Origin of the sequence: Streptomyces sp. NPDC088732 (genome assembly GCF_044751205.1) — a bacterium.
Lineage (GTDB): Bacteria > Actinomycetota > Actinomycetes > Streptomycetales > Streptomycetaceae > Actinacidiphila.
This window is the reverse complement of the sequence record NZ_JBIVLI010000004.1, coordinates 467,471-493,271: the sequence shown is the minus strand read 5'-3', so window position 1 is coordinate 493,271 and position 25,801 is coordinate 467,471. Positions and strand designations below refer to the sequence as shown.

23 protein-coding genes are annotated in these 25,801 nt (G+C 72.2%); 7 read left to right on the top strand and 16 right to left on the bottom strand.

Annotated features, from left to right (window positions below):
• Positions 1–24: 24 nt before the first annotated feature.
• Positions 25–2,958, bottom strand: a complete 2,934-nt coding sequence (locus tag ACIP9H_RS10155; protein WP_401581133.1) for a UPF0182 family protein — start codon at positions 2,956–2,958, stop codon at positions 25–27.
• Between the two features lie 145 nt (positions 2,959–3,103).
• Between ACIP9H_RS10155 and ACIP9H_RS10150 the strand changes: the two genes are divergently transcribed.
• On the top strand, positions 3,104–3,658 hold the full coding sequence (locus ACIP9H_RS10150) for a PPA1309 family protein (protein WP_360907242.1): 555 nt from the start codon (positions 3,104–3,106) through the stop codon (positions 3,656–3,658).
• Positions 3,659–3,700: 42 nt separating this feature from the next.
• Here the strand turns inward: ACIP9H_RS10150 and ACIP9H_RS10145 are convergent, their stop codons facing one another.
• From ACIP9H_RS10145 to ACIP9H_RS10135, 3 genes are all read right to left on the bottom strand, one after another.
• Complete coding sequence (locus ACIP9H_RS10145; protein WP_401580558.1) at positions 3,701–4,768, bottom strand: PDZ domain-containing protein; 1,068 nt, start codon at positions 4,766–4,768, stop codon at positions 3,701–3,703.
• Between the two features lie 409 nt (positions 4,769–5,177).
• Positions 5,178–5,627 carry a molybdenum cofactor biosynthesis protein MoaE gene (locus tag ACIP9H_RS10140; RefSeq protein ID WP_401580560.1) on the bottom strand — a complete coding sequence of 150 codons (450 nt, stop codon included), beginning with the start codon at positions 5,625–5,627 and terminating at the stop codon, positions 5,178–5,180.
• A gap of 87 nt (positions 5,628–5,714) precedes the next feature.
• Complete coding sequence (locus tag ACIP9H_RS10135; protein WP_401580562.1) at positions 5,715–6,818, bottom strand: SDR family oxidoreductase; 1,104 nt, start codon at positions 6,816–6,818, stop codon at positions 5,715–5,717.
• A 128-nt stretch (positions 6,819–6,946) separates the two neighbouring features.
• Here ACIP9H_RS10135 and ACIP9H_RS10130 point away from each other — a divergent pair, with 128 nt between their 5' ends.
• Positions 6,947–8,401, top strand: a complete 1,455-nt coding sequence (locus tag ACIP9H_RS10130; RefSeq protein WP_401580564.1) for a zinc-dependent metalloprotease — start codon at positions 6,947–6,949, stop codon at positions 8,399–8,401.
• On the top strand, positions 8,398–8,925 hold the full coding sequence (locus tag ACIP9H_RS10125) for an NUDIX hydrolase (protein ID WP_401580566.1): 528 nt from the start codon (positions 8,398–8,400) through the stop codon (positions 8,923–8,925). Before ACIP9H_RS10130 ends, ACIP9H_RS10125 begins: the two co-directional genes overlap by 4 nt.
• Before the next feature lie 30 nt (positions 8,926–8,955).
• On the opposite strand, the gene ACIP9H_RS10120 is transcribed toward ACIP9H_RS10125, so the two are convergent.
• The 4 genes from ACIP9H_RS10120 to ACIP9H_RS10105 all read right to left on the bottom strand — a co-directional run bounded on the left by ACIP9H_RS10120 (position 8,956) and on the right by ACIP9H_RS10105 (position 12,765).
• Positions 8,956–9,717 (bottom strand): AIM24 family protein, encoded by a 762-nt coding sequence (locus ACIP9H_RS10120; RefSeq protein ID WP_401580568.1) that lies wholly within the window; start codon positions 9,715–9,717, stop codon positions 8,956–8,958.
• A gap of 16 nt (positions 9,718–9,733) precedes the next feature.
• Positions 9,734–10,417 carry an AIM24 family protein gene (locus ACIP9H_RS10115; protein WP_360907256.1) on the bottom strand — a complete coding sequence of 228 codons (684 nt, stop codon included), beginning with the start codon at positions 10,415–10,417 and terminating at the stop codon, positions 9,734–9,736.
• Between the two features lie 11 nt (positions 10,418–10,428).
• Positions 10,429–12,102, bottom strand: coding sequence for a TerD family protein (locus ACIP9H_RS10110; RefSeq protein ID WP_401958582.1), 1,674 nt, complete (start codon positions 12,100–12,102; stop codon positions 10,429–10,431).
• A gap of 87 nt (positions 12,103–12,189) precedes the next feature.
• The gene (locus tag ACIP9H_RS10105) at positions 12,190–12,765 is read right to left on the bottom strand and encodes a M48 family metallopeptidase (protein WP_401580572.1); all 576 of its coding nucleotides are present in this window, start codon (positions 12,763–12,765) and stop codon (positions 12,190–12,192) included.
• A gap of 208 nt (positions 12,766–12,973) precedes the next feature.
• Between ACIP9H_RS10105 and ACIP9H_RS10100 the strand changes: the two genes are divergently transcribed.
• Positions 12,974–14,104, top strand: coding sequence for a TOMM precursor leader peptide-binding protein (locus tag ACIP9H_RS10100; protein WP_401580574.1), 1,131 nt, complete (start codon positions 12,974–12,976; stop codon positions 14,102–14,104).
• Positions 14,105–14,125: 21 nt separating this feature from the next.
• Entirely contained in the window at positions 14,126–15,496 is a 1,371-nt protein-coding gene (locus ACIP9H_RS10095) for an ABC1 kinase family protein (RefSeq protein ID WP_401580576.1), read from the top strand.
• Between the two features lie 17 nt (positions 15,497–15,513).
• Here the strand turns inward: ACIP9H_RS10095 and ACIP9H_RS10090 are convergent, their stop codons facing one another.
• The 5 genes from ACIP9H_RS10090 to ACIP9H_RS10070 form a co-directional block, all read right to left on the bottom strand.
• Positions 15,514–15,672: a hypothetical protein gene (locus tag ACIP9H_RS10090; RefSeq protein WP_360907266.1), complete on the bottom strand. Its 159-nt coding sequence runs from the start codon at positions 15,670–15,672 to the stop codon at positions 15,514–15,516.
• Positions 15,673–15,797: 125 nt separating this feature from the next.
• A complete protein-coding gene (locus ACIP9H_RS10085; protein WP_360907268.1) occupies positions 15,798–16,109 on the bottom strand; it encodes a hypothetical protein in 312 nt (103 codons plus the stop codon).
• On the bottom strand, positions 16,106–16,453 hold the full coding sequence (locus ACIP9H_RS10080; RefSeq protein ID WP_319665065.1) for a WhiB family transcriptional regulator: 348 nt from the start codon (positions 16,451–16,453) through the stop codon (positions 16,106–16,108). Before ACIP9H_RS10080 ends, ACIP9H_RS10085 begins: the two co-directional genes overlap by 4 nt.
• A 104-nt stretch (positions 16,454–16,557) precedes the next feature.
• Positions 16,558–16,860 carry a hypothetical protein gene (locus ACIP9H_RS10075; protein ID WP_401580578.1) on the bottom strand — a complete coding sequence of 101 codons (303 nt, stop codon included), beginning with the start codon at positions 16,858–16,860 and terminating at the stop codon, positions 16,558–16,560.
• 153 nt (positions 16,861–17,013) lie between these two features.
• The gene (locus tag ACIP9H_RS10070; RefSeq protein ID WP_401580580.1) at positions 17,014–19,200 is read right to left on the bottom strand and encodes an ATP-dependent DNA helicase UvrD2; all 2,187 of its coding nucleotides are present in this window, start codon (positions 19,198–19,200) and stop codon (positions 17,014–17,016) included.
• A 190-nt stretch (positions 19,201–19,390) separates the two neighbouring features.
• Here ACIP9H_RS10070 and ACIP9H_RS10065 point away from each other — a divergent pair, with 190 nt between their 5' ends.
• A complete protein-coding gene (locus ACIP9H_RS10065; protein ID WP_360907274.1) occupies positions 19,391–19,648 on the top strand; it encodes a glutaredoxin domain-containing protein in 258 nt (85 codons plus the stop codon).
• An 87-nt stretch (positions 19,649–19,735) separates the two neighbouring features.
• Here the strand turns inward: ACIP9H_RS10065 and nudC are convergent, their stop codons facing one another.
• From nudC to ACIP9H_RS10050, 3 genes are read right to left on the bottom strand one after another with little or no spacing between them, the layout of a single operon-like run.
• On the bottom strand, positions 19,736–20,707 hold the full coding sequence (gene nudC / locus ACIP9H_RS10060; RefSeq protein WP_401580582.1) for an NAD(+) diphosphatase: 972 nt from the start codon (positions 20,705–20,707) through the stop codon (positions 19,736–19,738).
• A 52-nt stretch (positions 20,708–20,759) separates the two neighbouring features.
• Positions 20,760–22,148 carry a M20/M25/M40 family metallo-hydrolase gene (locus tag ACIP9H_RS10055; protein WP_401580584.1) on the bottom strand — a complete coding sequence of 463 codons (1,389 nt, stop codon included), beginning with the start codon at positions 22,146–22,148 and terminating at the stop codon, positions 20,760–20,762.
• A 10-nt stretch (positions 22,149–22,158) separates the two neighbouring features.
• Positions 22,159–25,581, bottom strand: a complete 3,423-nt coding sequence (locus tag ACIP9H_RS10050; protein ID WP_401580585.1) for a UvrD-helicase domain-containing protein — start codon at positions 25,579–25,581, stop codon at positions 22,159–22,161.
• A 39-nt stretch (positions 25,582–25,620) separates the two neighbouring features.
• On the opposite strand from ACIP9H_RS10050, the gene ACIP9H_RS10045 reads away from it, so the two are divergent.
• The gene (locus ACIP9H_RS10045; protein ID WP_401958573.1) at positions 25,621–25,785 is read left to right on the top strand and encodes a hypothetical protein; all 165 of its coding nucleotides are present in this window, start codon (positions 25,621–25,623) and stop codon (positions 25,783–25,785) included.
• The last annotated feature ends 16 nt before the right edge of the window (positions 25,786–25,801 follow it).

Sequence of the window (25,801 nt, the reverse complement as noted above, 5' to 3'; positions counted from 1 at the left end):
TACCACGACGCGGGGAGTGCCTGCTCAGCCCCTTTTCTCCGGCTGTTCACCGGCCGGCTTCCCGGCTTGCTTCTCGGCCTCCTGCGCCCGTTGCAGCGCTGCCGCCAGATCCTTCTGGGCCTGGCCGTACGCAGACCAGTCGCCGGCCTTCAGCGCCTTCTGGCTCGCGTCGTACGCCGCCTGGGCGTCCGCCAGTGCCTGGGCGACCGTCGCGTCGGCCGGTGGCGGCGTGGTGCCGGTGCCGCCGCCGGTCCCCGGTGGCGGCGTGGTCCCGCCGTCCGCTGTGTTGAACACCGCGTTCAGCGCCTGTCCAAGGGTGTCCTCGAACTCCACCCGTCCGCTGTACCAGACCAGCACCTTCTTCAGCAGCGGGTAGTCGAAGTCGGCACCGCGCAGGTAGACCGGCTCCACATAGAGCAGGCCGCCGTCGAGCGGGATGGTGAGCAGATTGCCGTACTCGACGGTGGAACCCCCGCCGCCGCTCAGCAGCTTGATCTTCTGCGCGACGTCGGGATCGGAGTTGAACTGGCTCTGCACCTGACGTGGACCGTACACCTGGGTGTTCGACGGCAGCTTGAGCAGTCGGATCGTGCCGTAGTCCTCGCTCGTGGCGTCCGCGTCGACCGCCATGAAGGCGCCCAGGTTCTCCCGCCGGTTGAGCGTGTAGGTCGTCGTCAGCGAGAACTTCTGGGCGTCCTGGCCCGGCATGCGCAGGCTCAGGTAGTACGGCGGCACCGCCTTGCCCGTCTTCGTCGCCGGGTCGTTGGGGACCTGCCACACCTCGCTGCCGCTGTAGAAGGTCGACGCCTTGGTGACGTGGTAGCGCGTCAGCAGTTGGCGCTGCACCTTGAACAGGTCCTGCGGGTAGCGCAGATGGGCCATCAGAGCGGCGCTGATGCTGCTCTTCGGCTGCACCGTGTGCGGGAAGGCCTTCATCCAGGTCTTCAGCACCGGGTCCTTGTCGTCCCACTGGTAGAGCGTGACGTCACCGGTGAAGGCGTCCACGGTCGCCTTCACCGAGTTGCGGATGTAGTTGACCTGGTTCTGCTGCGCCAGCACCGCGCGCTGCCCGTCGGTCAGCGAGTCCGCCGTGGTGTCGCCGAGCGTCGTCCGCGACGAGTACGGGTAGCCGTTGCTCGTCGTGTAGGCGTCCACGATCCACACCACGTGGCCGTCGACGACCGCGGGGTAGGAGTCGCCGTCGATCGTCAGCCAGGGCGCGACCGCCTCGACACGCTCCTTGGGTGTGCGGTTGTACAGGATGCGCGAGTCGTCGCCGACGGCGCCGGAGTAGAAGATCTGCGGGTCCCCGAAGGCCACCGCGTACGCGGCCCGGGTCACCGGGTTCTTCAGCCCGACACCGCTCTTGCCGGTGTAGGTGTACGACTTCTCGCCGTCGTCGTCGGTGTTGTAGTCGATCTCGGGCGTGGTCTTGTCACCGACGATGGACCACTGCTTGGTCTCCTCGCCGTAGTAGATCCGCTGCTCGTACTCTCCGAGATCGCCGGTGGTCGGCAGGTCGGACTCGGTGAAGACCGGCTCACCGCCCGTTGTCTCGCCGCCCTCGGTCGCGGTCGTGCCCTTCGCGGCAACCAGGCCGTAGCCGTGGGTGTACTTGAAGTGGTCGTTGATCCAGCTGTGCTGCGGGATGCCCGCGAGGTTCAGCTCGCGCAGGCCGACCACGGTGTCCTGCTCCTTGCCGTCCACCTTGTAGCGGTCGACGTCGAGCGTGGAGGGGAAGGCGTAGTAGCCGCGCACCTTCTGCAGTTGCTGGAAGGTCGGCGAGACCACGTTGGGGTCGAGGAGCCGGATGGACGCGGTGGTGTCGGCGTCCGCGCGCAACTTCGCCCTGTCCGCGTCGCTGGCGGTCTCGGTGTCGGCCGGGTTGGTGCCCGCGTAGTCGGACACCTTGGTGCCCGCGATGTCGTACGCCTGCCGCGTGGCGTCGATGTTCTTCTGGATGTACGGCTGCTCCTTGGCGGCCTCGTTCGGCTGCACCTGGAACTTCTGCACGATCGCCGGGTACAGCCCGCCGATCAGGATCGCCGACAGCACCATGAGGCCGAAGCCGATCAGCGGCAGCGACCACGTACGCCGCCACAAGGTGGCGAAGAACAGCAGGGCGCAGATGATGGCGATCGCGAAGAGGATCGTCTTGGCCGGCAGGTAGGCGTTGGCGTCGACATAGCGCAGCCCTGTCCAGTCCCCGGATTTGAGGTTGCCGGACTTGACCGCCAGCGAGTACCGGTCGAGCCAGTAGGCGACCGCCTTGAGGGTCACGAACAGGCCCAGCAGCACCGACAGGTGGCCGGTCGCCGCGGCGGTGGCGCGGCCGCCCGGGGAGGTGATGCGCAGCCCCCCGTACAGGTAGTGCACCAGGGCGGACGCCAGCAGCGAGAGCACGACCGCCGCGAAGCCGAAGCTCAGCAGGAAGCGGTACCAGGGCAGGTCGAAGGCGTAGAAGGAGACGTCGACATGGAACTGCGGGTCCGTGGTGCCGAACGGGGTGGCGTTCGTCCACAGCAGCCATGTGCGCCACTGACTGGAGGCGGACGCCCCCGCGATCAGGCCCACCAGGGCGCAGACCGCCAGCAGCACCCACCTCTTGTAGGGCGCGATGCCCATCCGGTAGCGGTCCAGGCTCTGCTGCTCCAGCGACATCGCGCTGAGCGGCGGCCGCAACCGGTGCGCCAGGTAGACGTTGATGCCGACGGCCACCGCCATCAGCAGGCCGAAGACGAAGAACAGCCCGATCTTGGTCCACAGTGTCGTGGTGAACACCGAGGAGTAATGGACGGAGCGGTACCAGAGCCAGTCGGTCCAGAAGCCCGCGAACATGACGAAGGCCATGGCCAGAACGGCCAGGACCCCCAGCGTCATGAGCAGTGTCCGGGCTCGCCGCGAGGGGCGCCCCGCTCTGATCCGCGGCCCGTGCGGACCCCCGCCACGGTCCGGCATCTGGAATACCAAGGTGCGCACCTCAAGAGTCGGTCTCCGGCGGACGCCCGGCCGGCGCCCACTGATGCAACTTACTCACGGTTTACACAGTTCCCCAAGGTGCTCGATTGGGGATGCGGGTCACAGAACAGGCAGGATGTTGAGCATGTCCAATATTGAGTCCGGCGGCGCCCCGCTCGCCGCGAACCCGCTGACCCAGGCCGTGCTGGAGATCGACGACTACGCGTCCGGTCTGGGCTGGGACCAGCCCGCCCGGCTCTTCGCGCTGGTCGACACGGACCGGCTCCGTGTACAGGAGCCGGGGCTCGCCGACGAACTCGGCCTCGCCGAGCAGACGGCGGGGGCGCTGACCCCGATCGAGCAGGACGAGCTGCCGGCCGGCACGCCGCTCGACGAGTTCCTGGCCACGATCGCCTGGCCCGAGGTGGTCAGCGGCTGCGCCCTGACCGTGGAGCGGCTGATGCTGCCGCCGTCCGCCGAGCAGGCCATCCCGGAGGACCTGGACGAGGCCGCGCTGGGCGAGTGGGTCGCCGCGCACCCCGAGCGCCAGGAGGTGCGGATGACGGTGGCCGTGCTGCGCGACGGCACCAGGGAGTCGGCCGTGCGGCTGCGCTCCAAGGACTCGGCGACCGAGGTGTTGACCGGCGCCGCCCTGGTGCCGGGACTGGCGGAGGCCCTGTCGGCGACCTTCGAGGAGTGACGGCGCGGGGGGAGGCCCGCGCCGCCCCCCGCCCGGACGGGCTCAATTCGCCGAGCAGCTCGGCAGGTCGGCGGTCTTCCCCTCGCGGATGTCCTTGAGGGCGTCCATGGCGTCGCCGATGGTCTTGACCTTCACCAGGGTGAGGCCGCTCGGGGTGTCCTGGGCGGCCTCCGCGCAGTTGTCGGCGGGGGTCAGGAAGTACTCGGCGCCCTTAGAGCGCGCGCCGATGGTCTTCATGTCTATGCCGCCGATGGGGCCGACCTTGCCGTCGTCGTCGATCGTGCCGGTGCCCGCGACGAACTTGCCACCGGTGAGGTCCCCGGGGGTGAGCTTGTCCACGATGCCGAGCGCGAACATCAGGCCGGCACTCGGGCCGCCGACGTCCGCGAGCTTGATGTCGATCGTGAACGGGAGCGTGTGCCCGACGCCGGCCTGGATGCCGACGATCGCCCGCCGCTTGCCGTCGTCGTCCGAGGTGCCCGTGGTGATGGTGACGTCCTTGGTGGCGTCGCCCTTGGCCCCCTTGGGGATGACGGTGAAGACCACCTTCTGGCCCGGCTGGTGCTTGGTGACGAGCGTCGCGACGTCGCCCGCCGCCTTGACCGGGGTGCCGTCCACCGCCTTGATCACCTCACCGGCGTGCAGCTTGCCCTCCGAAGGGGCGTCCTTCACGACGGTGGAGACGATCACCTGGGAGCCGACCGGGATCCCCAGCTCCTTCAGGGCGGCGACCTTGGCGCTGTCCTGGGACTGGGTGAACTCCTCGGCGTTCTCCTGGTCGGCCTGCTCGGCCGTCTGGCCCTGCGGGTAGAGCGTGTCGTGCTCGACGACCTTCTGGTCGTGCGCCAGCCACCCGGCCACGGCCTCGACCAGGTTCATGGAGTAGTCCGCACTCGTCACCCGCACGGTGGTCATGTTCAGGTGACCGCCGGCGGGATACGTCCGGTGCCCCGAGATCTGCAGCACCGGGGCGCCGTCGTGCTCACCGAGCGTGTTGACGGTCGGCCCCGGCGACATCTCCGCGTACGGAACGCGCATCAGCAGCCCGACACAGAGCAGTGCTATGAGCGTCAGGGTCGACGCGAGCAGCGTCGCGGTGCGGCGTGGCATGGAACGACAGTACGGTACGAGACCGGCAGGCGCTCCGCGGACCCTCAGACGCTGCCCGACTCGGAACGCTGCATGGCCTCGCGGAAGCGCTCATAGCCGGCGAGGGACGCGCCGTCCCCTGTGGAGCGCGTACGCGCCGCCCAGCTTCCCCAGACAGTGGCGGCGACTGCGGCAACCACCGGAATGAGCAACCATGCGAGCGCCGCCACTGAGGCCTCCCGTATTGCGCGAGAGGATCGCGCAGTCGATCAAGAAACTATGAGCAGACTAATCGTTTGCTGCTATAACGTTCCGGGCGGGTCCGGGGTTACGCAACCGCAGGCAGATCGTCCGACAGTCGATGAACACCAGTTCGACTGGGGGGCCGCACCGCCTCCTCGACGATGCCGCCCGACCCCCGTTCCCGCGCTCAGTGCGCGCAGGAACCCACCCATTCCTCGGTGCCGTCGGCGAACTCCTGGTGCTTCCAGATCGGCACCTCGCGCTTGAGGTCGTCGATCAGCCGCCGGCACGCCGCGAAGGCCTCCGCCCGGTGCGGGCAGGCGACGGCGACCACGACCGCCAGGTCCCCGACACGGAGGTCGCCGACCCGGTGGACGGCGGCCAGCGCACGGACGGGGAAGTCGGCGGCCACCTTCTCCGCGACCCGTCGCAGCTCCGCCTCGGCCCCGGGGTGGGCGGAGTAGCCCAGGGCCGTGACCTCGGCGCCCGAGGGGCCGTCGTGGTCGCGCACGGTGCCGACGAACAGGGCGGTGCCCCCGGCGGAGGCGTGCCCCACCGCACGGAAGACCTCGTCCAAGGACAGCTCGGTGTCGCGGACGGCGATGAGCCTGATGGGTTCCTCGTGCGTCTGTGCCATGGGACTCATGCTCCCTCATCTACCACTATGCGGAAACTGTTTTCCACCACACCGTTCCCGCCGCACCCTCCCCGCCCAGTGCGGCCCTCACACCCCCCGGCGCTTGCGCGCCCGCCGCACCATGGCCGCGGTACCGACCAGCGCGACCGTGGCGCCGGCCGCGCCCAGGGTGGCGGCGTCCTTGCGCCCCAGCCGCCGTCCGACGACGGAGTTGCGGCCCGCCACCTCCTCCAGGAGAACGGCGAGCACCTCCTCGTTCGTCCACTGCGGCCGCCAGCCCGACTCGTGCAGCCTGCTGCCGCTGACGACCCAAGGGTGCATCGTGTACGCCAGGTCCCCGGCCGGCGACGGAGTGAGGCCGAGTCGGTGCAGCCGGGAAGCCGCGCCCAGCGCTATGGCCGGCGGCAGCTCCATGCGCCGGATTCCGGAGAGCTCCTCGACCTCCTCCTGCTCCAGCCAGCCGTCGCAGCCCACCGTCATCTCGCCGTCGACCTTCTCCAGCGCCGCGTGCTCCAGCGCCGTCACCAGGTCGTCGACATGGCAGAACTGCCAGCACGGCCGGCTGCCCGCCACCACCAGCAGCCGCGGCGACTCGAAGTAGCGGGTGAGCGCGGTGTCCGTGCCGCCCACGAGGACCGCCGGGCGCACCACCGTCACATGGAGCCCGGGGTGGGCACGCGGCGCCCGCCTGCCCAGCCGCTCGATCTCCAGCAGGTCGCCCACGAAGGACGCCTCCGCGGTGGCGCGCAGCGGCGCGTCCTCCGCGAGCGGCACGTCGTTGTCCGGCTGGGCGCCGTAGACCATCGCCGAGGTGCACAGCACCACCCGCCGCACTCCCGCCGCGGCCGCGGCCGTGAGCACGGTCTGCGTGCCGCGCACATTGAAGGCGCTGCGCGCCTTGGGGTCGGACTCCAGGTCGAGGTCGAGCGCGAGATGGACGACGACGTCCACGCCGCGCAGCCGCTCGGCGATCGCCGGGTCGCGCACGTCCAGCACGCGCCATTGCGCGCCGGGCACGTCGCCGCGCCGTTCGTCGATCGCCACCACCTTCTTGACCTCGTCGGACTCGGCCAGCCGCAGCGCCAGCCGCAGCCCGACGCCGGAAGCGGCGCCGGTCACGGCGACCACCGGGCCGGCGGCGGCCCTGCCGCCGCTCCGCTCTGGGCGAACGGTCGGTTCTGGGGAACTCACCAGGTGTCTCCCACGGTTGTTTCCGGTACGAGGTGCGCGGTCCGCAACCACGGTCCGTACGCAGCCATCCTGCCTGACGGGTGTCTAGGCTGGAGGTACAGCCCACAACACACAGAGCCGAGGAAACCGTGAGCGACATCCCATTCGGATTCGGAGTCCCTCCCGAGGAGCCCGAGGACGGGGGCGCGGACGACCGCAAGAAGCCGAGCGGTTCCGGCGGGGGCTCCCAAGGTCCGGCCAATCCGTTCGGGTTCGGCGGCGGCAACCCGTTCGGTGCGGGCGGAGAGAACCCCTTCGCCGCGATGTTCGGCTCGCTCAACCCCAATGACCTGGGCGCGGCGTTCCAGCAGCTGGGGCAGATGCTCTCGTACGAGGGCGGCCCGGTGAACTGGGAGATGGCCAAGGACATCGCCCGGCAGACCGTCGCCCAGGCCGCTTCCGGCGGCGTGAAGGACCCCAGTGTGGGCCCGGCCGACCGCGCGAAGGTCGAGGAGGCGCTGCGCCTGGCCGACCTGTGGCTGGACGGCGTGACGTCCATGCCGTCCGGGGCCGGTTCGGCGGTGGCGTGGAGCCGCGCGGAATGGGTCGAGACGACGCTGCCGGTGTGGAAGGAGCTCGTCGACCCGGTCGCCGAGCGTGTCGGCAACGCCATGGGCGACGTGCTCCCCGAGGAGATGCAGGCCATGGCCGGCCCGCTGATCGGCATGATGCGCTCCATGGGCGGCGCCATGTTCGGCACGCAGATCGGGCAGGCCCTGGGCACGCTGGCGGGTGAGGTCGTGGGCTCGACCGACATCGGCCTGCCGCTCGGCCCGGCGGGCAAGGCCGCGCTGCTCCCGACCAACATCGCCACGTTCGGCGAGGGACTGGGCGTGCCCCTGGACGAGGTCCGGCTCTACCTGGCGCTGCGCGAGGCCGCCCACCAGCGGCTGTTCGCGCACGTTCCCTGGCTGCGAGCGCACCTGTTCGGCGCCGTCGAGGGCTACGCCCGGGGCATCAAGGTCGACACCGCCAAGCTGGAGGACGCGGTCGGCCAGCTCGACCCGTCCCACCCCGAGGCGCTCCAGGACGCGCTCCAGCAGGGCATGTTCCAGCCCGAGGACACCCCGCAGCAGAAGGCCGCGCTCGCCCGTCTGGAGACGGCGCTCGCGCTCGTCGAGGGCTGGGTCGACGCGGTGGTGCACGCCGCCGCTGCCCCGCACCTGCCCTCGGCCGCGGCCCTGCGGGAGACCCTGCGGCGGCGCCGGGCCTCCGGCGGCCCCGCCGAGCAGACCTTCGCCACCCTGATCGGGCTGGAGCTGCGGCCGCGCCGGCTGCGGGACGCCGCCCGCCTCTGGGCGTCGCTGACCGACGCGCGCGGTGTCGACGGCCGCGACGGCCTGTGGGCGCACCCCGACATGCTGCCGACGGCCGCCGACCTGGACGACCCCGACGGCTTCGTCCACCACGAGCAGCTGGACTTCGCCGAGCTCGACAAGATGCTCGGGGAGGCCGCCCGCGGCAAGGACGCCGAGAACCCCGGCGGCGCCGAGGACACCGAAGGCACCGAAGGCACCGACAGCAAGGACGACGACCAGAAGTGAGCCTGTTCGACGACGCCGTGCGCGTCCTCAAGGAGTGGGACGCGCCCGACACCGCCCAGGAAGGCCTGCGGCTGGAGTACCTGTCGCACCTCGACGCGCATCCCGACGGCCTGTGGAAGTCGTGCTCCGCCGGGCACATCACCGGCAGCACCCTTGTGCTGGACCCGGAGGGCGGCCGTGTCCTGCTCACCCTGCACAAGAAGCTCAAGATGTGGCTGCAGATGGGCGGTCACTGCGAACCGCAGGACACCACACTGGCGGGGGCCGCGCTGCGCGAGGGCGTCGAGGAGTCCGGCATCGCCGGGCTGACGCTGCTGCGACCAGGGCCGGTCAACCTCGACCGCCATCTGACGCCCTGCGCCTGGCATCTCGACGTGCAGTACGCCGCGGTGGCGCCGCCCGGCGCCGTGGAGGCGATCAGCGAGGAGTCGCTGGACCTCAAGTGGTTCGCCTACGACGAGATCGCCGAGGTCGCCGACGGATCGGTACGGACGCTGCTGGCCCGCACCCGCGCGCTGATGTGAGCCGGCGCGCGGGCCCGGGCCGGGGCGGCGTCAGCGGTTGGTGAAGATGTTGCCCTGGTTCTGGCCGTGCGCACCGTGCTGGCCGAAACCGTACTGGGCGGCCATGCCCTGACCGACCTGGGCGTTCTGCGGCGGCATCAGCTCGCTGGGCTGCACCAGGACGTAGCCCTGGCCCAGGAAGTTGAGCTCCCAGCCCTCACCGGTGTTGCCGCGCCGCCGCCACACGCCGGAGGAGCTGGTCTGCGCCTGCATCTGCACACGCAGCGAGGACGACCAGGCGACCACCGCGTCGGAGTCGGCGGAGACGTACTTGTCCGGGGTGACGGGCATCAGCAGCGGCCGGCCGGAGGTCATGAGCGCGACCTTGCCGTGGCCGGAGATGTTGAGGTTGTACGCGCCGCTGCCCGAGATGCCGAACTGGCTGTCCACCGAGATGACTTCCCAGTGCAGTCCCGAGTCGAGCGCCAGCACATAGGCGCCGTCCACGGTCAGCCCGTCGTGGTCCACGTCCACGACGTGGATCTGCTGGGCGAGGTTGGCGAGGTAGACCGTGCCCTGCCCGGAGCAGCGCATCAGGTCCAGGCCCTCGCCGGTGCGGTAGCGGGCACCGCGCTGGGCGTGGCTCTGGTACTCGCCGTCGAACTCGATCAGGCCCTGATAGGCGACCATGGCGCCCTTGCGGGCCAGGCAGTCGTTCCTGCCGTCGAGCTTCACCCGCAGCAGGTACGGGTTCTGCAGGGCGTACTGGTCCTCGGTCTGGACCTCGGTGTAGCCGAAAAGCGGGCTCTGCATGATGGATCGCTCCCCCTCAGCCCCGGACTCGGAGGCGGTCGGTGCTGTCTTCGCTGGGCTGTACGACGACGAAGCCCTGGCCGGAGAAGCCGATCTGGAAGGCCTCGCCGCTGCCCCGCCCGATCAGGGAGGAGGCTTTGAAGCTGCGCTTGGACTTGGTCTTCAGCCCGCTCGACCAGGCCACCAGGGCGTCCGGGTCGACATAGGTCTCGTCCTCGCCGCGCCCGCAGTCGACGACGACCGGCGTGCCGCGCGAGGTGATCGCCACCCAGCCGGTGCCGGAGACGCCCACGTTGAACAGGCCCTGCCCGGCGAACTTGGCCAGCCCCTTCACCCGCTCCACGCCCCACTGCAGATGCGCGTCGAAGGCGAGCAGATTGGTGCCGTTGACCGACAGGGACTCGTTGTTGAGGTACAGGCAGACGACGTCGGCGCCGTAGTCGGCGAGGTACAGCAGCCCGTCGCCGGTGCACTTCATCAGCGGGGCGCCCTCCCCGGTCAGCCACTGCGACGCCATCTGGCGCACGGCGGGCGGGTTGGGCTCGTACTGGACGAAGCCCTCGTAGGCGACCATCGATCCGGTGCGCGCGAAGAGGTCCTGGCCGGTCTGCATGGCGACCTTCAGCATGCTGCTGCCGTGGTTCTCCATACGGGCGGTCACCGGTGCCGGGGAGTACCCGGAAATCAGAGTCTGGTCCATGGCGGGCTCCCTCAGACCTCGTACGGCTGGACGACGATGAAGTTGCCGGGGGCGCCGCGGAACTGGAGGTTCACGGTCTCCCCGCTGTGTCCCGGATAGGCGTTCCGGCGCAGCCGCACTTGGCTGGAGAGCACCACCTGCGACGCGGCGGACCAGGCGACGATCGCGTTGCTGTCGGCGTACGTGGTGGGTGTGACCGGCAGCACCACCGGCGTGCCGTGGGTCTTGACGACGACAGTGCCGGTGCCCTGGAACTGCATCGTGAACAGGGCACCGCCGGGGATGCCGTGGCCCTCGATGCGGCGCACCTCGTGCTGCAGGGACTCGTCGAAGGCGAGCACGTTCTCCGCGGAGACGCAGATCGCGTCGCCCTGGAGCTCGATCGGGTGCAGATAGGAGGCGTCCTCGGCGAAGAACACCTGGCCGCGGCCGGTGCAGCGCATCAACTGCATCTCCTGGCCGGTCATGTTGCCGACGATGCGGCCGGCGAACCCGGCACCCTTGTAGCCGAATTCGACCTTGCCCTGGTACAGCACCATGCTGCCCTGGCGGGCGAGCACCGGCTGGCCGCCGGCCTGGGAGAGGTCGACGCGGACGAGCTTGGCGTTCTGCTGCGTCCAGCGCTGGCCGGTCGGCACCTCGCGGTACTTCTGCATGGCGGCGGCGAGGCCGGCGCCGGGAGTCTGCGGGACCTGCGGCGCGCCCGGGGCCTGGCCGTACGGCGCGGGAGCGGCCGGCGGCTGGCCGAACGGGGCCTGCGTCGGCTGTCCGTACTGGGCCTGGCCGAAGGACGGCGCGGCCGGGGGCTGCCCGAACGGGGGCTGGCCCGGCACCTGGCCGGGAGCGGGATACCCGGGAGGCCCTGGCGGCGCCTGCGGCGGCGGGACCTGGCCGAAGGGCGGCTGCCCCGGCACCTGCGGCGGGGCCTGGGGCTGCCCCTGGGGTGGTGCGGTCATCGGCGCCGCCATGGTGGGCGCCGCGTGGACCGGGGGTGCGGCCGGCGCCTGGGGCGCGCCGAACGCGGGCGCCGGCTGCGGAGCCGGGGGCGCCGGTGCGGGAGCGGGCGCCGGGGGTGCCGCGAAGCCGGGTGCGGGACCGGCCGGCGGGGCGAAGCCCGGGGCCGCCGCGGGCTGCTGCGGCACGGCGGGCTGCTGCTCCTCGGCGACCTCGCCGCCGAAGTTCTTCAGCAGCGCGTCCAGTCCCCCGTCGAAGCCCTGGCCGACCGCCGCGAAGCGCCAGACGTCCTTGAGGTAGATGTCCGCCAGCATCACCGCGCGCTCGGTGCTGAACTCGGCGCCGCTGAAGGCGTAGCGCGCCACTTCCTCGCCGCCCGCGACGATCCTGATGTAGCCGGGGCCGACCTGGGACATCTGCCCGGAGCCGTCGAGGGTCGCGGTGAAGCTGAGCTTGTGGATCCGCGGCGGGATGCGGTCCAGCGTCACCCGGAAGGACTCGGAGTCGCCGGCCTGCGCGCCGAGCTGCTGAATCGACTCCTCGGGCGACTTGGGCTGGTTGTAGAAGACGAAATAGCGGTCGTCCGAGAGCTGTTCCGCGGCGTCGAGACCGAAGCAGCTGATGTCGAACGACAGGCCGGGTCCGCTGATCTGAACACCGACGTACAGATCCGTCCCTGCCGTGAGATCACTGATCTTGGCCTTGTGGCCGCGCTGGAATTCCCTGGCCATTGCGAACGACCGCCCCCCATCCGTACGTACGTGCCTCTGCGTTGCGCCAGGCTATCCGCTGGCTCCGACGACGGACCATTCCCCGGGCTATTCCTCGCGTGCCGTCGGAGGGTCCGGGAGGCCGGCCGCCGCGACCACCCCTTCCAGGTATCCGCGCGCGCGTTCCGTGCGCGGATAGGTCTCCAGCACCTTCCAGAAGTCCGGTCCGTGGCCCGGCACCAGGAGGTGCGCGAGCTCATGGAGGAGAACGTAGTCGACGACGTACTCGGGCATGCCCTGAAGCCGGTGGGACAGGCGGATGCTGCCCTCGGCCGGCGTACACGAGCCCCACCGGGAGTTCTGGTTGGTCACCCAGCGGACGGTGCGCGGGGCGGCGCGGCCCCCGAGGTACTGGGCGGACAGCTGCGCGGCCCGGGCGGCGAGCTGCTCGTCGCCGAGCATCTTGCGGCTCTCCTGGGCGGCGAGCTTGTCGAGCATGACCGTCACCCAGCGCTTCTCCTCGGCGGCGGACATCCGCGCCGGGATGAGGACCACGGTGACGTCGCCCTCGCGGTACGCCGAGACCGTGCGGCGTCGACGGGCGCTCCGGCGCACTTCCACCGCGCTGGTCCGGGAGACGCGCGGGGGCTGGCTGGAAAGGCTGTGGGAGGGGTCGGCGGACACGGCACGAACTTACCCGCACGGGGTCCGTGAAGTCCCGCCCCGGGGTGTGCTCACCTGAAAAAAGACGAGACCCTTGGATTTACCGATCAAATGATCATTGCCGCTACCTGTGGATAACTTTCGCGGCCGGTTCGCGGATTCCGTGCATGCTGGTCGTCACGGATTCACCGGGATCTCCCACCGGAGGTCCCCGTCCACGGGGGTGGCGATGCGTCCCATGCTCAAACCCGCCATGCGCCGCAGCTGGCGCAGCCGGGAAAGCCTGCAATTCGGGGTCGACCCGGCCCATGCCGTCGTGCTGGACTCGGTGGACGGCGCGGCGTCCGCCTTCCTCGACCTGCTCGACGGCACGCGGGGGATCGGCCCACTGTCCCGGGAGGCCGAGTCCCTCGGGCTGGAGCCCCGGCAGGCCCGGCGGCTGCTCGGGCTGCTCGCCGAGGGCGGCGTGCTGGACGACGCGTCCTCGCACGCGGAGCTGTCGGAGGCGATGAGTCACCGCTCGGCCGCGCTGGACCGGCTCCGGCCCGACCTGGCGGCGCTGTCCGTCGTCCACACCGATCCCGGTGGCGCGGCCGCCCGGATACGGGACCGGCGCGGCACGCGGGTCCGCGTGGTGGGGGCAGGGCGCGTCGGCGGCACGATCGCGGCGGTGCTCTCGGCGGCGGGGGTGGGCCGGGTCGACGTCCGCGACGACGGCCGGGTCGAACCGTGGGACACCGCGCCGGGCGGCATCCCCGCCGACCACATCGGCGAGCGCCGCGACGCGGCGGCGCGCGGTCTGGTCCGGCGGGCGGCACCCGATCCGCGGGCCGGTGCGGTCGGCAGACGGGGGCCGGCCGCCCGGCCGGACCCGGGGCTCGCGCTGGTCGTGCTCGCACCGAGGGACGGGCTGGCGGCCTACGCGCCCGATCCCCGTGAGGCCGAGCCGCTGCTGGCGGCGGGGATCCCCCATCTCTACGCCGGGGTGCTGGAGGGCATGGGGGTCGTCGGTCCGCTGGTGGTGCCGGGGAGCACCGGCTGCGCCGGCTGCCTCGGGCTGCGGATGGCCGACGCGGACGCGGCGTGGCCCCGGGTACTGGCGCAGCTGCGGTCCGGTCGGGGCGGGGTGCCGGCCTGCGACGTGGCGCTGGCCACGACGGTCGCGGGGGTGGCGGCGGCCCATGCCCTGGCGTTCGTCGACGGGGGACGGCCGCCGAGCTGCGGCGCGCGCTGGGAACTGGGGCTCGCCCGGCTGGCGAGCGAGATGCGTCCGGTCCCCGCGGACCGCCGGTGCGGATGTGGTGCGACCCGGGAACTGGGTGCCGCTGTCGGGGAAGGGCGGGGGACAATGACGGGGTGACCGACCGGAAAGTGGGGGCGCATGTCTGATCTTCCGCGTAAAGCGGTGACCCGTACCGCCAAGTTGGCCGCGCTCCCCCTGGGATTCGCGGGCCGGGCGACACTGGGGCTGGGCAAGCGGCTCGGAGGCCGCCCCGCGGACGAGGTCTCGGCCGAACTCCAGAAGCGGACCGCCGAACAGCTCTTCGCGACCCTGGGATCCCTTAAAGGCGGGGCGATGAAGTTCGGGCAGGCACTGTCCGTCTTCGAGGCCGCGCTGCCCGAGGAGGTCGCCGGACCCTACCGGGCGGCGCTGACCAAACTGCAGGACGCTGCGCCGCCGATGCCCACCCGCACCGTGCACGGGGTGCTGGCGGAGCGGCTGGGCGAGGACTGGCGCGAGCTGTTCACCGAGTTCGAGGACCAGCCCGCGGCGGCCGCCTCCATCGGCCAGGTGCATCGCGCCGTGTGGCACGACGGCCGCAAGGTCGCGGTGAAGGTCCAGTACCCCGGCGCGGGCGACGCCCTGCTGTCGGACCTGAACCAACTGGGCCGGGTGGCCCGGCTGTTCGGGCCCCTCATCCCCGGTATGGACATCAAGCCCCTGATCACGGAGCTGCGCGACCGGATCTCGGAGGAACTGGACTACGAATTGGAGGCCCAGGCCCAGCACGCGCACGCGGCGGAGTTCGCCGGCGACCCCGACGTGTTCGTGCCGGATGTGGTGCACCGCACGGAACGGGTGCTGGTCACGGAGTGGATGGACGGGGTGCCGCTGGCGGAGGTGATCTCCCGGGGCAGCCAGGAGATGCGCGATCGCGCGGGGCAGCTGCTGGCGGGCTTCCTGTTCGCCGGCCCCGCCCGCACGGGGCTGCTGCACGCCGACCCGCACCCCGGCAACTTCCGGTTGCTCACGGACGACGGCCCCGCGGCCGGCTGGCGGCTGGGCGTGCTGGACTTCGGTACCGTCGACCGCCTTCCGGAGGGGCTCCCGGTACCGATAGGGACGGCCCTGCGCATGGCGCTGGCGGACGACGCCGAGTCGGTGCACGCGATGCTCCGCCAGGAGGGTTTCGTCAGGCCGACCATCGACCTCGACCCGGACGCGGTACTGGACTATCTGCGTCCGATCATCGAGCCCGCGGCGGTGGAGGAGTTCACCTTCGCGCGCGACTGGATGCGCGCCCAGGCCGCGCGGATCGCCGATCCGCGCTCGCCCGCGCACCAGTTGGGCAAGCAGCTCAATCTGCCGCCCTCGTACCTGCTGATCCACCGGGTGACGCTGAGCACCATCGGGGTGCTGTGCCAGCTGGCGGCCACCGTGCGGCTGCGGGACGAGTTGCTCGAGTGGCTGCCCGGCTTCGCCGGCGACGGCGAGGCGCCCCTGCCCGAGGTCGAGGACGCCTCGGCGTAGGGCAGGGGACCGGACCGCTACCACCAGGCGGAGTCGAGCCGGCCCTCGATACTGCGGATGTTGCCGCGCGCGCAGTCGTCGCAGAAGTACACGCGGCTGCCGTTCTCCACGGAGCAGGTCCAAGTGAGGGGGAGCCCCTGGGCGACCGCGCCGCAGCGGGCGCACGTCGTCGTCATGGGAGCAGTCCCGACCCGATCGCCTTGAGTCTTCTGGTCCACTTCGTGACGATATCGTGGGGCCGGTCGAAATCGACCGGCCCCGCGGTTGTGTGTCGTTACGGATGTGTGACCGCGTGTTACCGCTACTGCATCACGGCCATCGCGAGCGCCCGGCGGGCGCGCAGCGAGGCTCGTTCGGCGCGGCGCTGCAGTCGGCGGGCCCTGAGCGCGCGCAGCGCCATGCGTTCGTGCTCGGCCTCGTAGAGGCGCTCTTGCATATGGGCGCGAGCCAGGGCTTCTGGCATGAGTTGCATTTCAAGGTTCCTGTTCTGGCGCGCGGTCGGCGCGTCGGCAGTGGGTGCGGGGCGTTCGCTGGTGGGCGGAATCATCGGGGCCTGTTTCATCGGGTCGCGCGTGAGGGGTCGATCGATCGTTCCGACGGCTGGGCGCTTCATGCCATGACCGCGTTCTTGCGCGGACGGCCACGGGGCCGCTTGCGGGGCACCACGACACCCTGGACGAACAGCTCTCCACCCCAGACACCCCAGGGCTCGCGGCGGTCCTTCGCGCCGGCGAGGCAGGCCTCACGGACCGGGCAGGTCTGGCACAGCGACTTGGCGTACTCGACGTCGGCCGGGGATTCGGCGAAGAAGACCTCCGGGTCGAAGGTCCGGCACGGGACGGGGACGCCGAGGCGCTCGATCTCGTCGTCGAGCTCGGTGAGGGGGATCAAGGTGACCTCCGGGTCAGGCGGGCGAACTGGGGTGGGTACGGACGGTGCGTGCGAGGTGATGTGCACGATCGCTTCGTTCCTCATCTGTTTGTCTTGGGGTGGGAAAACAGAAGGGCCGCGGATCCCGGTCTGGGATTCCGCGGCCCTGAAGGCGCCGGCCTGATCGTCTGTCAGGCTGGATCACTCCAGGGTTCGAGCCCGCGGAAGGCCCACTTCGGGTGCTGCTGCGTCTTCGGGTTTCCGGCACCATTGGCTGCCGCAAAGGCATAGCCCTTGGCCATTGCCATTACCGCTTCCGCCGGCGCCTGGGTCGGTCGCTCGCCCGCGCGCTCCCGCAGGGAGAGAGCGGGGGTGCCCAGGACGGACAGACGACCGGACAGGCTGCTGGACAGACCGGTGCCGACAAGCGAGGCACCGAGCGGGCAGGCGGCGATGACCGTGCGATCGGTCGTGATGTCGGTGTAAGTGATCACTGGTCTCGCCTCCTCTCAGGCGTCTCGTGGGCTGGTCCGGACAGATTGTGCTGGGTCAGTACATCACGGATTCCACCGCTCCGGGAAGGTCCTCCACGAAGCCGCGTCGTCCGCGCTCACGCAGGCTATGGGGATTTCCTCGGGGCGCGCAAACTATTTTCCGGAGTCTTCTGCAACAGCTTCATCACCCGTCCCGGAGCCGGTGCACAGGGCCAGGACGTCGGCGCCGAACTTGTCCAGTTTGCGGGCTCCGACTCCGGAGATAACCGACAATTCTGCCTCCGTGGAAGGCCTTACCTCGGCGATGGCGAGCAGCGTCTTGTCGGTGAAGACGCAGTAGGCGGGCTGACCGAGCGCCTTGGCCTGCTCGACCCGCCACTCGCGCAGCCGCTCGTACAGCGCCTCGTCCATGTCGGAGGGGCAGTCCTCGCAGCGCATCAGCTTGATCTCGCCCGCGTCGGAGAGCGCGCGGCCGCAGACCCGGCAGTGCACCGGTCCACGCTTCCGCCGGCCGCCCGCGCCGCGCTCCACACCGCCCCCGGCGGCCGGGCGGGCGCCCGCCCGGCCCCTGGCGGCCGTGCCCGGCCGCAGTCCGTCCAGGAAGCGCGAGGGCCGCCGGCCGCCGCGGCCGCCCGGGGAACGGGACAGCGCCCAGGACAGCCCCAGGTGGAAGCGGGCGCGGGTGACGCCGACGTAGAGCAGCCGCCGCTCCTCCTCCACCTGTTCGTCGGTCTTGGCGTAGGTGATGGGCATCGTGCCCTCGGTCAGGCCGACCAGGAACACCGCGTCCCACTCCAGGCCCTTGGCGGCGTGCAGCGAGGCGAGCGTGACGCCCTCGACGGTCGGGGCGTGCTGCGCGCCGGCCCGTTCGTCGAGCTCGGCGACGAAGTCCGCGAGCACGGCGTCCGCGCGGGCGCGGGCGAAGTCCTCGGCGAGGCGCACGAGCGCCGCCAGCGACTCCCACCGGTCACGCACCGCGCCGGAGCCCGCCGGGGGCTCCGGGGACCAGCCGCGGGTGCCCAGCACCGCCCGGACGTGCCCGGGCAGGTCCGCGTCCTCCAGCGGATCGCTGGCCCGGGCCGCGCCGCGCAGCAGCATGCCCGCCTCGCGGACCTCGGGCCGCTCGAAGAAGCGCTCGGCGCCGCGCAGCTGGTAGGGCACCCCGGCGTCGGCGAGGGCCTGCTCGTACACCTCGGACTGGGCGTTGACCCGGTAGAGCACGGCGATCTCGCTGGGCCGCACTCCGTCGTCGATCAGTTCCCGGATCCGCCGCGCGGTGCCCTCCGCCTCGGCGGGCTCGTCCGCGTACTCGGTGTAGGACGGCTCGGGGCCGGCCTCGCGCTGCGAGACGAGCTCCAGCCGGTGCTGGGCGGCCTGGCCGCGGGCCTGGGACAGCAGTCCGTTGGCGAGATGCACCACCTGGGGGGTGGAGCGGTAGTCGCGGACCAGTTTGACCACGGTGGCGTCCGGGTGCCGGGTGCGGAAGCCGAGCAGGAACTCGGGGGTGGCGCCGGTGAAGGAGTAGATGGTCTGCGAGGCGTCGCCGACCACGCAGACGCTGTCCCGCCCGCCGAGCCACAGGTCGAGCAGCCGCTGCTGCAGCGGGCTGACGTCCTGGTACTCGTCGACGACGAAGTGCTGGTACTGGCCGCGGACGGCTTCGGCGACGTCCGGGCGGTCCTCCAGGACGCCGACCGTGAGCAGCAGCACGTCCTCGAAGTCGATGACGCCGCGGTCGCGCTTGAGCTGCTCGTACGTGGTGTAGATCCGGGCGATCTCCGCGGCGTCGCGCGGGACCTCGCGGGCGGACTTGGCGGCGGCCGCCGGATAGTCCTCGGGGACGGTCTGGGTGACCTTGGCCCACTCGATCTCGCCGGTGACGTCGCGCAGCTCGTTGCGGTCCAGCCGGATGCGCGAGCGCGCCCCGGCCTCCGCCACCAGCTGGATCTTGCGCTCGGCCAGCCGCGGCATCTCGCCGCCGATGGCGCGCGGCCAGAAGTACTGGAGCTGCCGCAGCGCGGCGGAGTGGAAGGTGCGCGCCTGCACGCCGCCGGCTCCCAGCTGCCGCAGCCGGCCGCGCATCTCGCCGGCCGCCCGGGCGGTGAAGGTGACCGCGAGCACGCTGGCGGGCTGCAGGATCCCGGCCCGCACCCCGTACGCGATGCGGTGCGTGATCGCGCGGGTCTTGCCCGTCCCGGCGCCGGCCAGCACGCACACCGGCCCGTGCAGCGCGGTGGCGACCGCGCGCTGCTCGGGGTCGAGCCCGGCGAGCACGGCGTCCGGGGAGTCCGGGACGGCGGGGAACTCCGGGAAGAGCGGGGTATGCGTGGGAGCAGTCACCCCGCCATGCTGCCAGGTCCCGGGAGGCACCCGGGAAAGTTATCCACAGCTGAGGTCCGATCGTCGGATCGGATGCGAATGCAAGGAATGCGAGACCCTGGGGACGGCGTTTCCAGGACGCCATCCCGACCGGGGCCCAAGACCCCCAGGCCCCAGACCCGAGATCCCCAGACCTGAGGAGCGAACACCGATGTCCGGCACTGTGACGATGTACAGCACCACGTGGTGCGGCTACTGCCGCCGCCTGAAGGGCCAGCTGGACCGCGAGGGCATCCCCTTCAAGGAGATCAACATCGAGCAGGACCCGGAGTCGGCGAAGTTCGTCGAGACCGTCAACGGCGGCAACCAGCTGGTCCCGACGCTGCTGGTCACCCCGGAGAGCGGCGCGGACCCGATCCCGCTGAGCAACCCGAGCCTCGCCCAGGTCAAGCAGGCCCTGGCGAGCTGAGGCCCGGCCCGGCGGGCCCGGTCGCGGAAGTCCCCGCGGCCGGGCCCGTCCGCTTCTCCGGCCCCCGTGAAGGCGCCGGGACGCCCGTCAGGGCCGTGTCGGCAGCGGCTTGCCGTACCAGCGCTCGATGAGCCGGGCCGCGATGGAGATGCCGTGCGGCGGCAGCACCTCGCCCGTCTCCATCGCCTTGCGGAACTCCTCGCGGGAGAACCAGCGCGCCTCGTGCAGCTCCTCGCCGTCCACCGTGATCTCCGACGACGAGGCCCAGGCCATGAATCCCAGCATCAGGCTGGACGGGAACGGCCACGGCTGGCTGGAGACGTACGACACCCCGGCCACCGTCACCCCCGCCTCCTCCGCGACCTCGCGGACGACGGCCTGCTCCAGCGACTCCCCCGGCTCCACGAACCCCGCCAGGGTCGAGAACCGGCCCTCCGGCCAGTGCACCTGGCGGCCCAGCAGCGCGCGGTCCTGGTCGTCGGTGACCAGCATGATCACCGCGGGGTCGGTGCGCGGGTAGTGCTCGGCCCCGCAGGCCGGGCAGCGCCGGATGTGACCGGCCGCGGCGACCACCGTGCGCTCGCCGCAGCGGGAGCAGAAGCGGTGCATCCGCTGCCAGTTCTCCAGGGCGACCGCGTGCACCATGAGGCCGGCGTCGCGGTCGGAGAGCAGTGCGCCCACCTCGCGCAGCCCGGCCGGGCGGGCCACGTCGTCCATCCGGCCCGGGAGGGTGTCCTTCTGCAGCGCGAAGTAGCGCACCCCGTCCTCGTCGATGCCGAGGAAGTAGCGGTGCACCTCGGCCTCCGGCGCCTCGAAGGAGGGCATCATGACCAGTTCGGTGCCGCCGTCCGGGGTGTCCTCGACCAGTACCTGGCCGCCCGAGACGACGAAGACCCGGGTGGTGGGGTGGCTCCAGGCGGCCGCCAGCCATGCCTCGTCGAGACGGTGGAGGGCGGCGCGGTCGATGCCCGACCAGCGGGCCAGGGGTGGGAGGGCCGCCGGGTCGGGCACCGGGCCGGAGCCCTTCCCGGTGCCGGAATTACCGGACGTACCAGGCATTTCGGACAAAGCTGCTGTCAACTCCCCGTAACGCGCGGATTCTTGCGGATGCTCACCGGGTCGCGAACTCGCTCCACAGGTACGCGGAGGTCTCCACGCCCTTCAGGAGCAGGTCGATCTCGACCTTCTCGTTCACTGAGTGCCAACCGTCGGACGGCACGGAAATTCCCAGGAAGAGGACGGGCGCGCCGAGCACGTCCTGCAGGTCGGCCGCCGGTCCGGAACCACCCTCACGAGTGAACAGGATCTCCTTGCCGAAGGCCCGCCCCATCGCGCGGGTCAGCGCGCCCAGCGCCGGGTGGTCCAGCGGGGTCAGGCACGGGCGGGTGGCGCCCCAGAAGGTGATCTCGTGCCGGATGCCGTCCGGGACGCGTGCGGCGATCCAGTCGGCGACGAGCCGCTGCACCACGTCCGTGTCCTGCCCTGCGACGAGCCGGAAGGACAGCTTCAGCTGGGCGGAGGCCGGCACGATCGTCTTGCCGCCGGGACCCTGGTAGCCGCCGCCGATGCCGTTGACCTCGGCGGTGGGGCGGGCCCAGACCCGCTCCAGGGTGGAGTGGCCGGCCTCGCCGCTCGCCGCGTACGACCGGGCGGTGCGCAGCCAGCGCTTCTCGTCGAAGGGCAGCCGCGCGAACAGTTCCCGCTCCCGCCCGGCCAGTTCCACGACGCCGTCGTAGAAGCCGGGGATCGCCACCCGGCCGTCCGCGTCGTGCAGCCCCGCGGCCAGCCGGGCGGCCTCGGTGGCCGGATTGGGGACGGCGCCGCCGAAGGAACCCGAGTGCACGTCCTGGTCGGGGCCGCGCAGGTCGACCTGGCAGTCGACCAGGCCGCGCATGCCGGTGCAGACGGTCGGGGTGTCCTCGTCCCACATGCCGGTGTCGGAGACGATCACCGTGTCGCACGCCAGCCGGCCGGCGTGGGCCCGCACCAGGCCCGCGAAGTGCGGTGAGCCGGCCTCTTCCTCGCCCTCGACCAGCAGCTTCAGGTGCACGGCGGGCGTGCTGCGGCCGGTGGCGGCCAGGTGGGCGCGGACACCGAGCGTGTGGAAGAACACCTGGCCCTTGTCGTCGGCGGCGCCGCGCGCGTACATCCGCCCGTCGCGGACCACGGGCTCGAAGGGATCGCTGTCCCAGCCGTCCTCCCGGGCCGCGGGCTGCACGTCGTGGTGGCCGTAGACCAGCACCGTCGGCGCGTCCGGGTCGTCGCAGGGCCACTCGGCGAAGACCGCCGGCGCGCCCGCGGTCGGCCACACCTCGGCGACCGGGAACCCCGTCTCCCGCAGCTTCGCGGCCAGCCACCGGGCACTGTCCTCGACGTCCGCGGACCGCTCGGGATCGGCCGACACGGACGGGATGCGCAGCCAGTCGGCGAGTTCGCCGAGAAAAGCCTCACGGTGGGTCGCGATGTACGTACGGACGGCGCTGTCCGGGGTGGTGCTCATGGCGACGAGCCTATCGGGCGGCGGCCCCGGACCCCTCGTCGCCTCCGGGCTCCCCCAGCAGCAGACGCTCCAGCGCCGCCCGGCCGGGCAGCACGGACGGGCGGACCAGTTCGCCGGTGCGGACGTGGAGGAAGGCCGCCGCGATCTCCTCCGGTGGCACGCCGTGCTGCTCGGCCCAGGCGAGCCGGTAGACGGCGAGCTGCAGCGGGTCGGCGGTGCCGGCGCGGCCGGTCTTCCAGTCGACGATCTCGTAGCGGCCGCCCTCGCGGTAGACGGCGTCGATCCGGCCGCGGATCACCCGGCCGGCCAGGCTGAGCTGGAACGGCGCCTCGACCCGGTAGGGCGTGCGGTCGGCGTACGGGGTGCCGAGGAAGGCCTCCTTGAGCGCGGCGAGGTCGTGCTCGTCGGCGATCTCGTCGTCGCCCTCCATGCCCGGCAGGTCCTCGGGGGCGATCAGCGGCAGTTCCTCGAACCGGGACTCCACCCAGGCGTGGAAGCGCGTGCCGCGGCGCGCGCCGGGCCTCGGCGGACGCGGCATCGGGCGGGCGAGCTCGCGGGCGAAACCGTCGGGGTCGGCCGCCAGGCGCAGCAGCTGGGACGCGGTCAGCGTCGGCGGGAGCGGCACGTCGCGCACGGTGGCACGGGCCCGGCGCAACTCGGCGGCGAGGGCGTCCAGGTCGCGGTCCCAGGAGGCGGCCAGCCGCGCCTCCTCCGGCAGCAGCGGCGTGCGGCCGCCGTGCCCGTGCTCGGGTTCCGGCTCGGGTTCGGGTTCGGGCTCCGGTTCCGGCCCGGGCGTGGGCCGCGGCGCGGGGACGGCGGGCCGCTCGGCGGGCCAGTCCTCCCAGTCGCCGGGTTCCTCGTCCTCGACGCCGTACGGCAGCTCCTCGTCGTCGAAGGGCGGCTCCTCCTCCGGGGGCGGCCAGTCGGGATCGGCCGGTGCGGCGCCGGCGGGTGCCTGCCGCAAGGAGGCGTCCAGGTGGTCGAGCACGCGGCGGGCCGCCTCGCGGCGCCGGCCCAGGGCCTGCGGGTCCAGGGGCAGCGGCCAGGCGGGCTCGGTGCCGCGGGTGAGGGCCGGGTTGGTGTCGTCCTCCCCCGGCGGGTCGGCCCAGTGCTCGACCTCGCCGTGGCCGGCCTCGCAGTGGGCGCGCAGCGCGTCCAGGAACGCCGACGGCCCGAAGGGGCGCTTCTGCGAGGGACCCCACCAGTGGCCGGAGCCCAGCAGCAGGGAGCGGGGGCGGGTGAAGGTGACGTAGCCGAGGCGCAGTTCCTCCACGCGGTTGTGCTCGGCCATCGCCGTCCTGAACTCGGCCAGGCCCGCCCGCGACCACTCCTGGACGTCGGGGAGCGTGGCGGCGTCCCCGCGCAGGGCATGCGGCAGCACCTTGGGGTTGGTGTGCCACAACTCCCGGCCGCGTTCGCTCGGGAAGCCCTTGCGCACCAGTCCCGGGACGGCCACGACGTCCCACTCCAGGCCCTTGGACTTGTGGGCGGTGAGCACCTTGACCGTGTTCTCGCCGCCGGGCAGCGAGCTGTCCAGGCCCTTCTCGTACTGGGCGGCGGTGCGCAGGAACGCCAGGAAGGCCTGGAGGGTCGCCTCGCCGTCAAGGGAGGCGAAACCGGCGGCGACGTCCAGGAAGGCGTGCAGCGTCTCGCGGCGCCGCGCGGCCAGGGCGTGCGGCGACGCGGAGAGCTCGACCTCCAGGCCGGTGACGGCCAGCACCCGGTGCAGGACGTCCATCAGCGGGTCGGCCAGGGCGCGGCGCAGTTCCCGTATCTCGGTGGCCAGCCGCGCGAAACGCACCCGGGCCTCGGGGGAGAAGGGCAGGCGGTCCTCGGGTTCCCCGTCGACGAAGGTCTCCAGGGCGTCGGCCAGGGAGACCACCTCGGCCGGATCGACGCCCTGGACAGCGGCCGCCAGCCGGTCGGCGATGTCGCCGCGGCCCGGCACCAGCAGCCGCGCCCGCCGCCCCAGCAGCGCCAGGTCGCGGGCGCCGACGCGCCAGCGCGGCCCGGTCAGCAGCCGTACGAGGGCGGCGTTGGCGGTGGGGTCCTGCAGCACCTCGCAGACCGCGACCAGGTCGGCGACCTCGGGCAGGTCCAGCAGCCCCGACAGGCCCACGACCTCCACGGGCACGTCCCGGGCGACGAGCGCGGCATGGATGTCGGCGAAGTGGCCCGCGGCCCGGCACAGCACGGCGATCTCGCCCGGCGCGGTGCCCGTGCGGACCAGGTGGGCGATGGAGTCGGCGATCCAGTCGATCTCCTGCTCCTGGGTGGGCAGCAGCGCGCAGCGCACGACACCGTCCAGCTCGGCGCCCGGCGCGGGCCGCAGGGCCTCCACGCCCTCGTGGCGTTCGCGCAGTTCGGTGGCGAGCTCATTCGCGAGGTCCAGCAGACGGCCGCCGCTGCGCCGGTTCTCCGACAGGGACTGGCGGCGGGCGGGCGTGCCGTCGGTGTGCGCGAAGTGGCGGGGGAAGTCGTCGAGGTTGGCGACCGAGGCGCCGCGCCAGCCGTAGATGGCCTGGCAGGGGTCGCCGACGGCGGTGACCGGGTGGCCGGTGCCGTCGCCGAACAGGCCGGAGAGCAGGAGCCCTTGGGCGACGGAGGTGTCCTGGTACTCGTCGAGCAGCACCACCGCGTACTGCTCGCGCAGGATCCGGCCGACCTCCGGGCGGGTGCGGGCGAGTGTCGCGGACAGCGCGATCTGGTCGCCGAAGTCGAGCAGGTCGCGCTTCTCCTTCTCCGCCCGGTAGGCCGCCGCGAGACCGGTGAGGTCGGTCCGGGCGCGGGCGGTCTCGGGGAGGCGGCGCAGATCGGCGTTGGTGAGCCGGATGCCGTCGAGTTCGTCGAGCCACGCGCGGTCGTACGCGAGCAGCCGCTCGGGCGGCACCAGGTGCTCCGCGAGCTCGCCCTCCAGGGCCAGCAGGTCGCTGACCAGCCCCGGGATGCCCTTGGTGAGCGCGGGGAAGGGACCGGACGCGGCCCGCAGCACCTTGGCGGCCAGCTGGTAGCGCGTCGCGTCGGCGAGCAGCCGCGCGGTCGGCTCCAGCCCGATGCGCAGCCCGTGCTCCTTCAGCAACTGCCCGGCGAAGGCGTGGTAGGTGGAGATCTGCGGCTCGCCGGGGGCATGGCCGGGGTCGGCCGGGTCCGGGTCGGTGACGCCCGCCCGGACCAGCGCCTTGCGCACGCGCTCGGAGAGCTCCCCCGCCGCCTTGTTGGTGAACGTCAGCCCCAGCACCTGCTCCGGCGCGACCTGCCCGGTGCCGACCAGCCACACCACGCGGGCCGCCATCACCGTCGTCTTGCCCGACCCGGCACCGGCCACGATCACCTGCGGCGCGAGCGGCGCGGTGATGCACGCCAGCTGCTCCGGGGTGAACGGGATGCCCAGCAGCTCCTTGAGCTGCTCGGGGCCGGTGATACGGGACGACACAAAGGGGAGGCTATCGGGCGCCACCGACAGGGGTCCGCCGTGGCCGAGACGCGGGGCTGCCACCCGATCGGGGGCATCGTCGCCGAAGGGCGCGCCACCGCGCCTGCGGCCTCGGGCCCGGTCCCGCTGCCTCTCGCGCTCGGCGACCCGGAGATCGACACGGCGGCCGCACTCGTCTCGATGCGCGACGAGGAGCGTTGGTGATCTACCTCGACTCGGC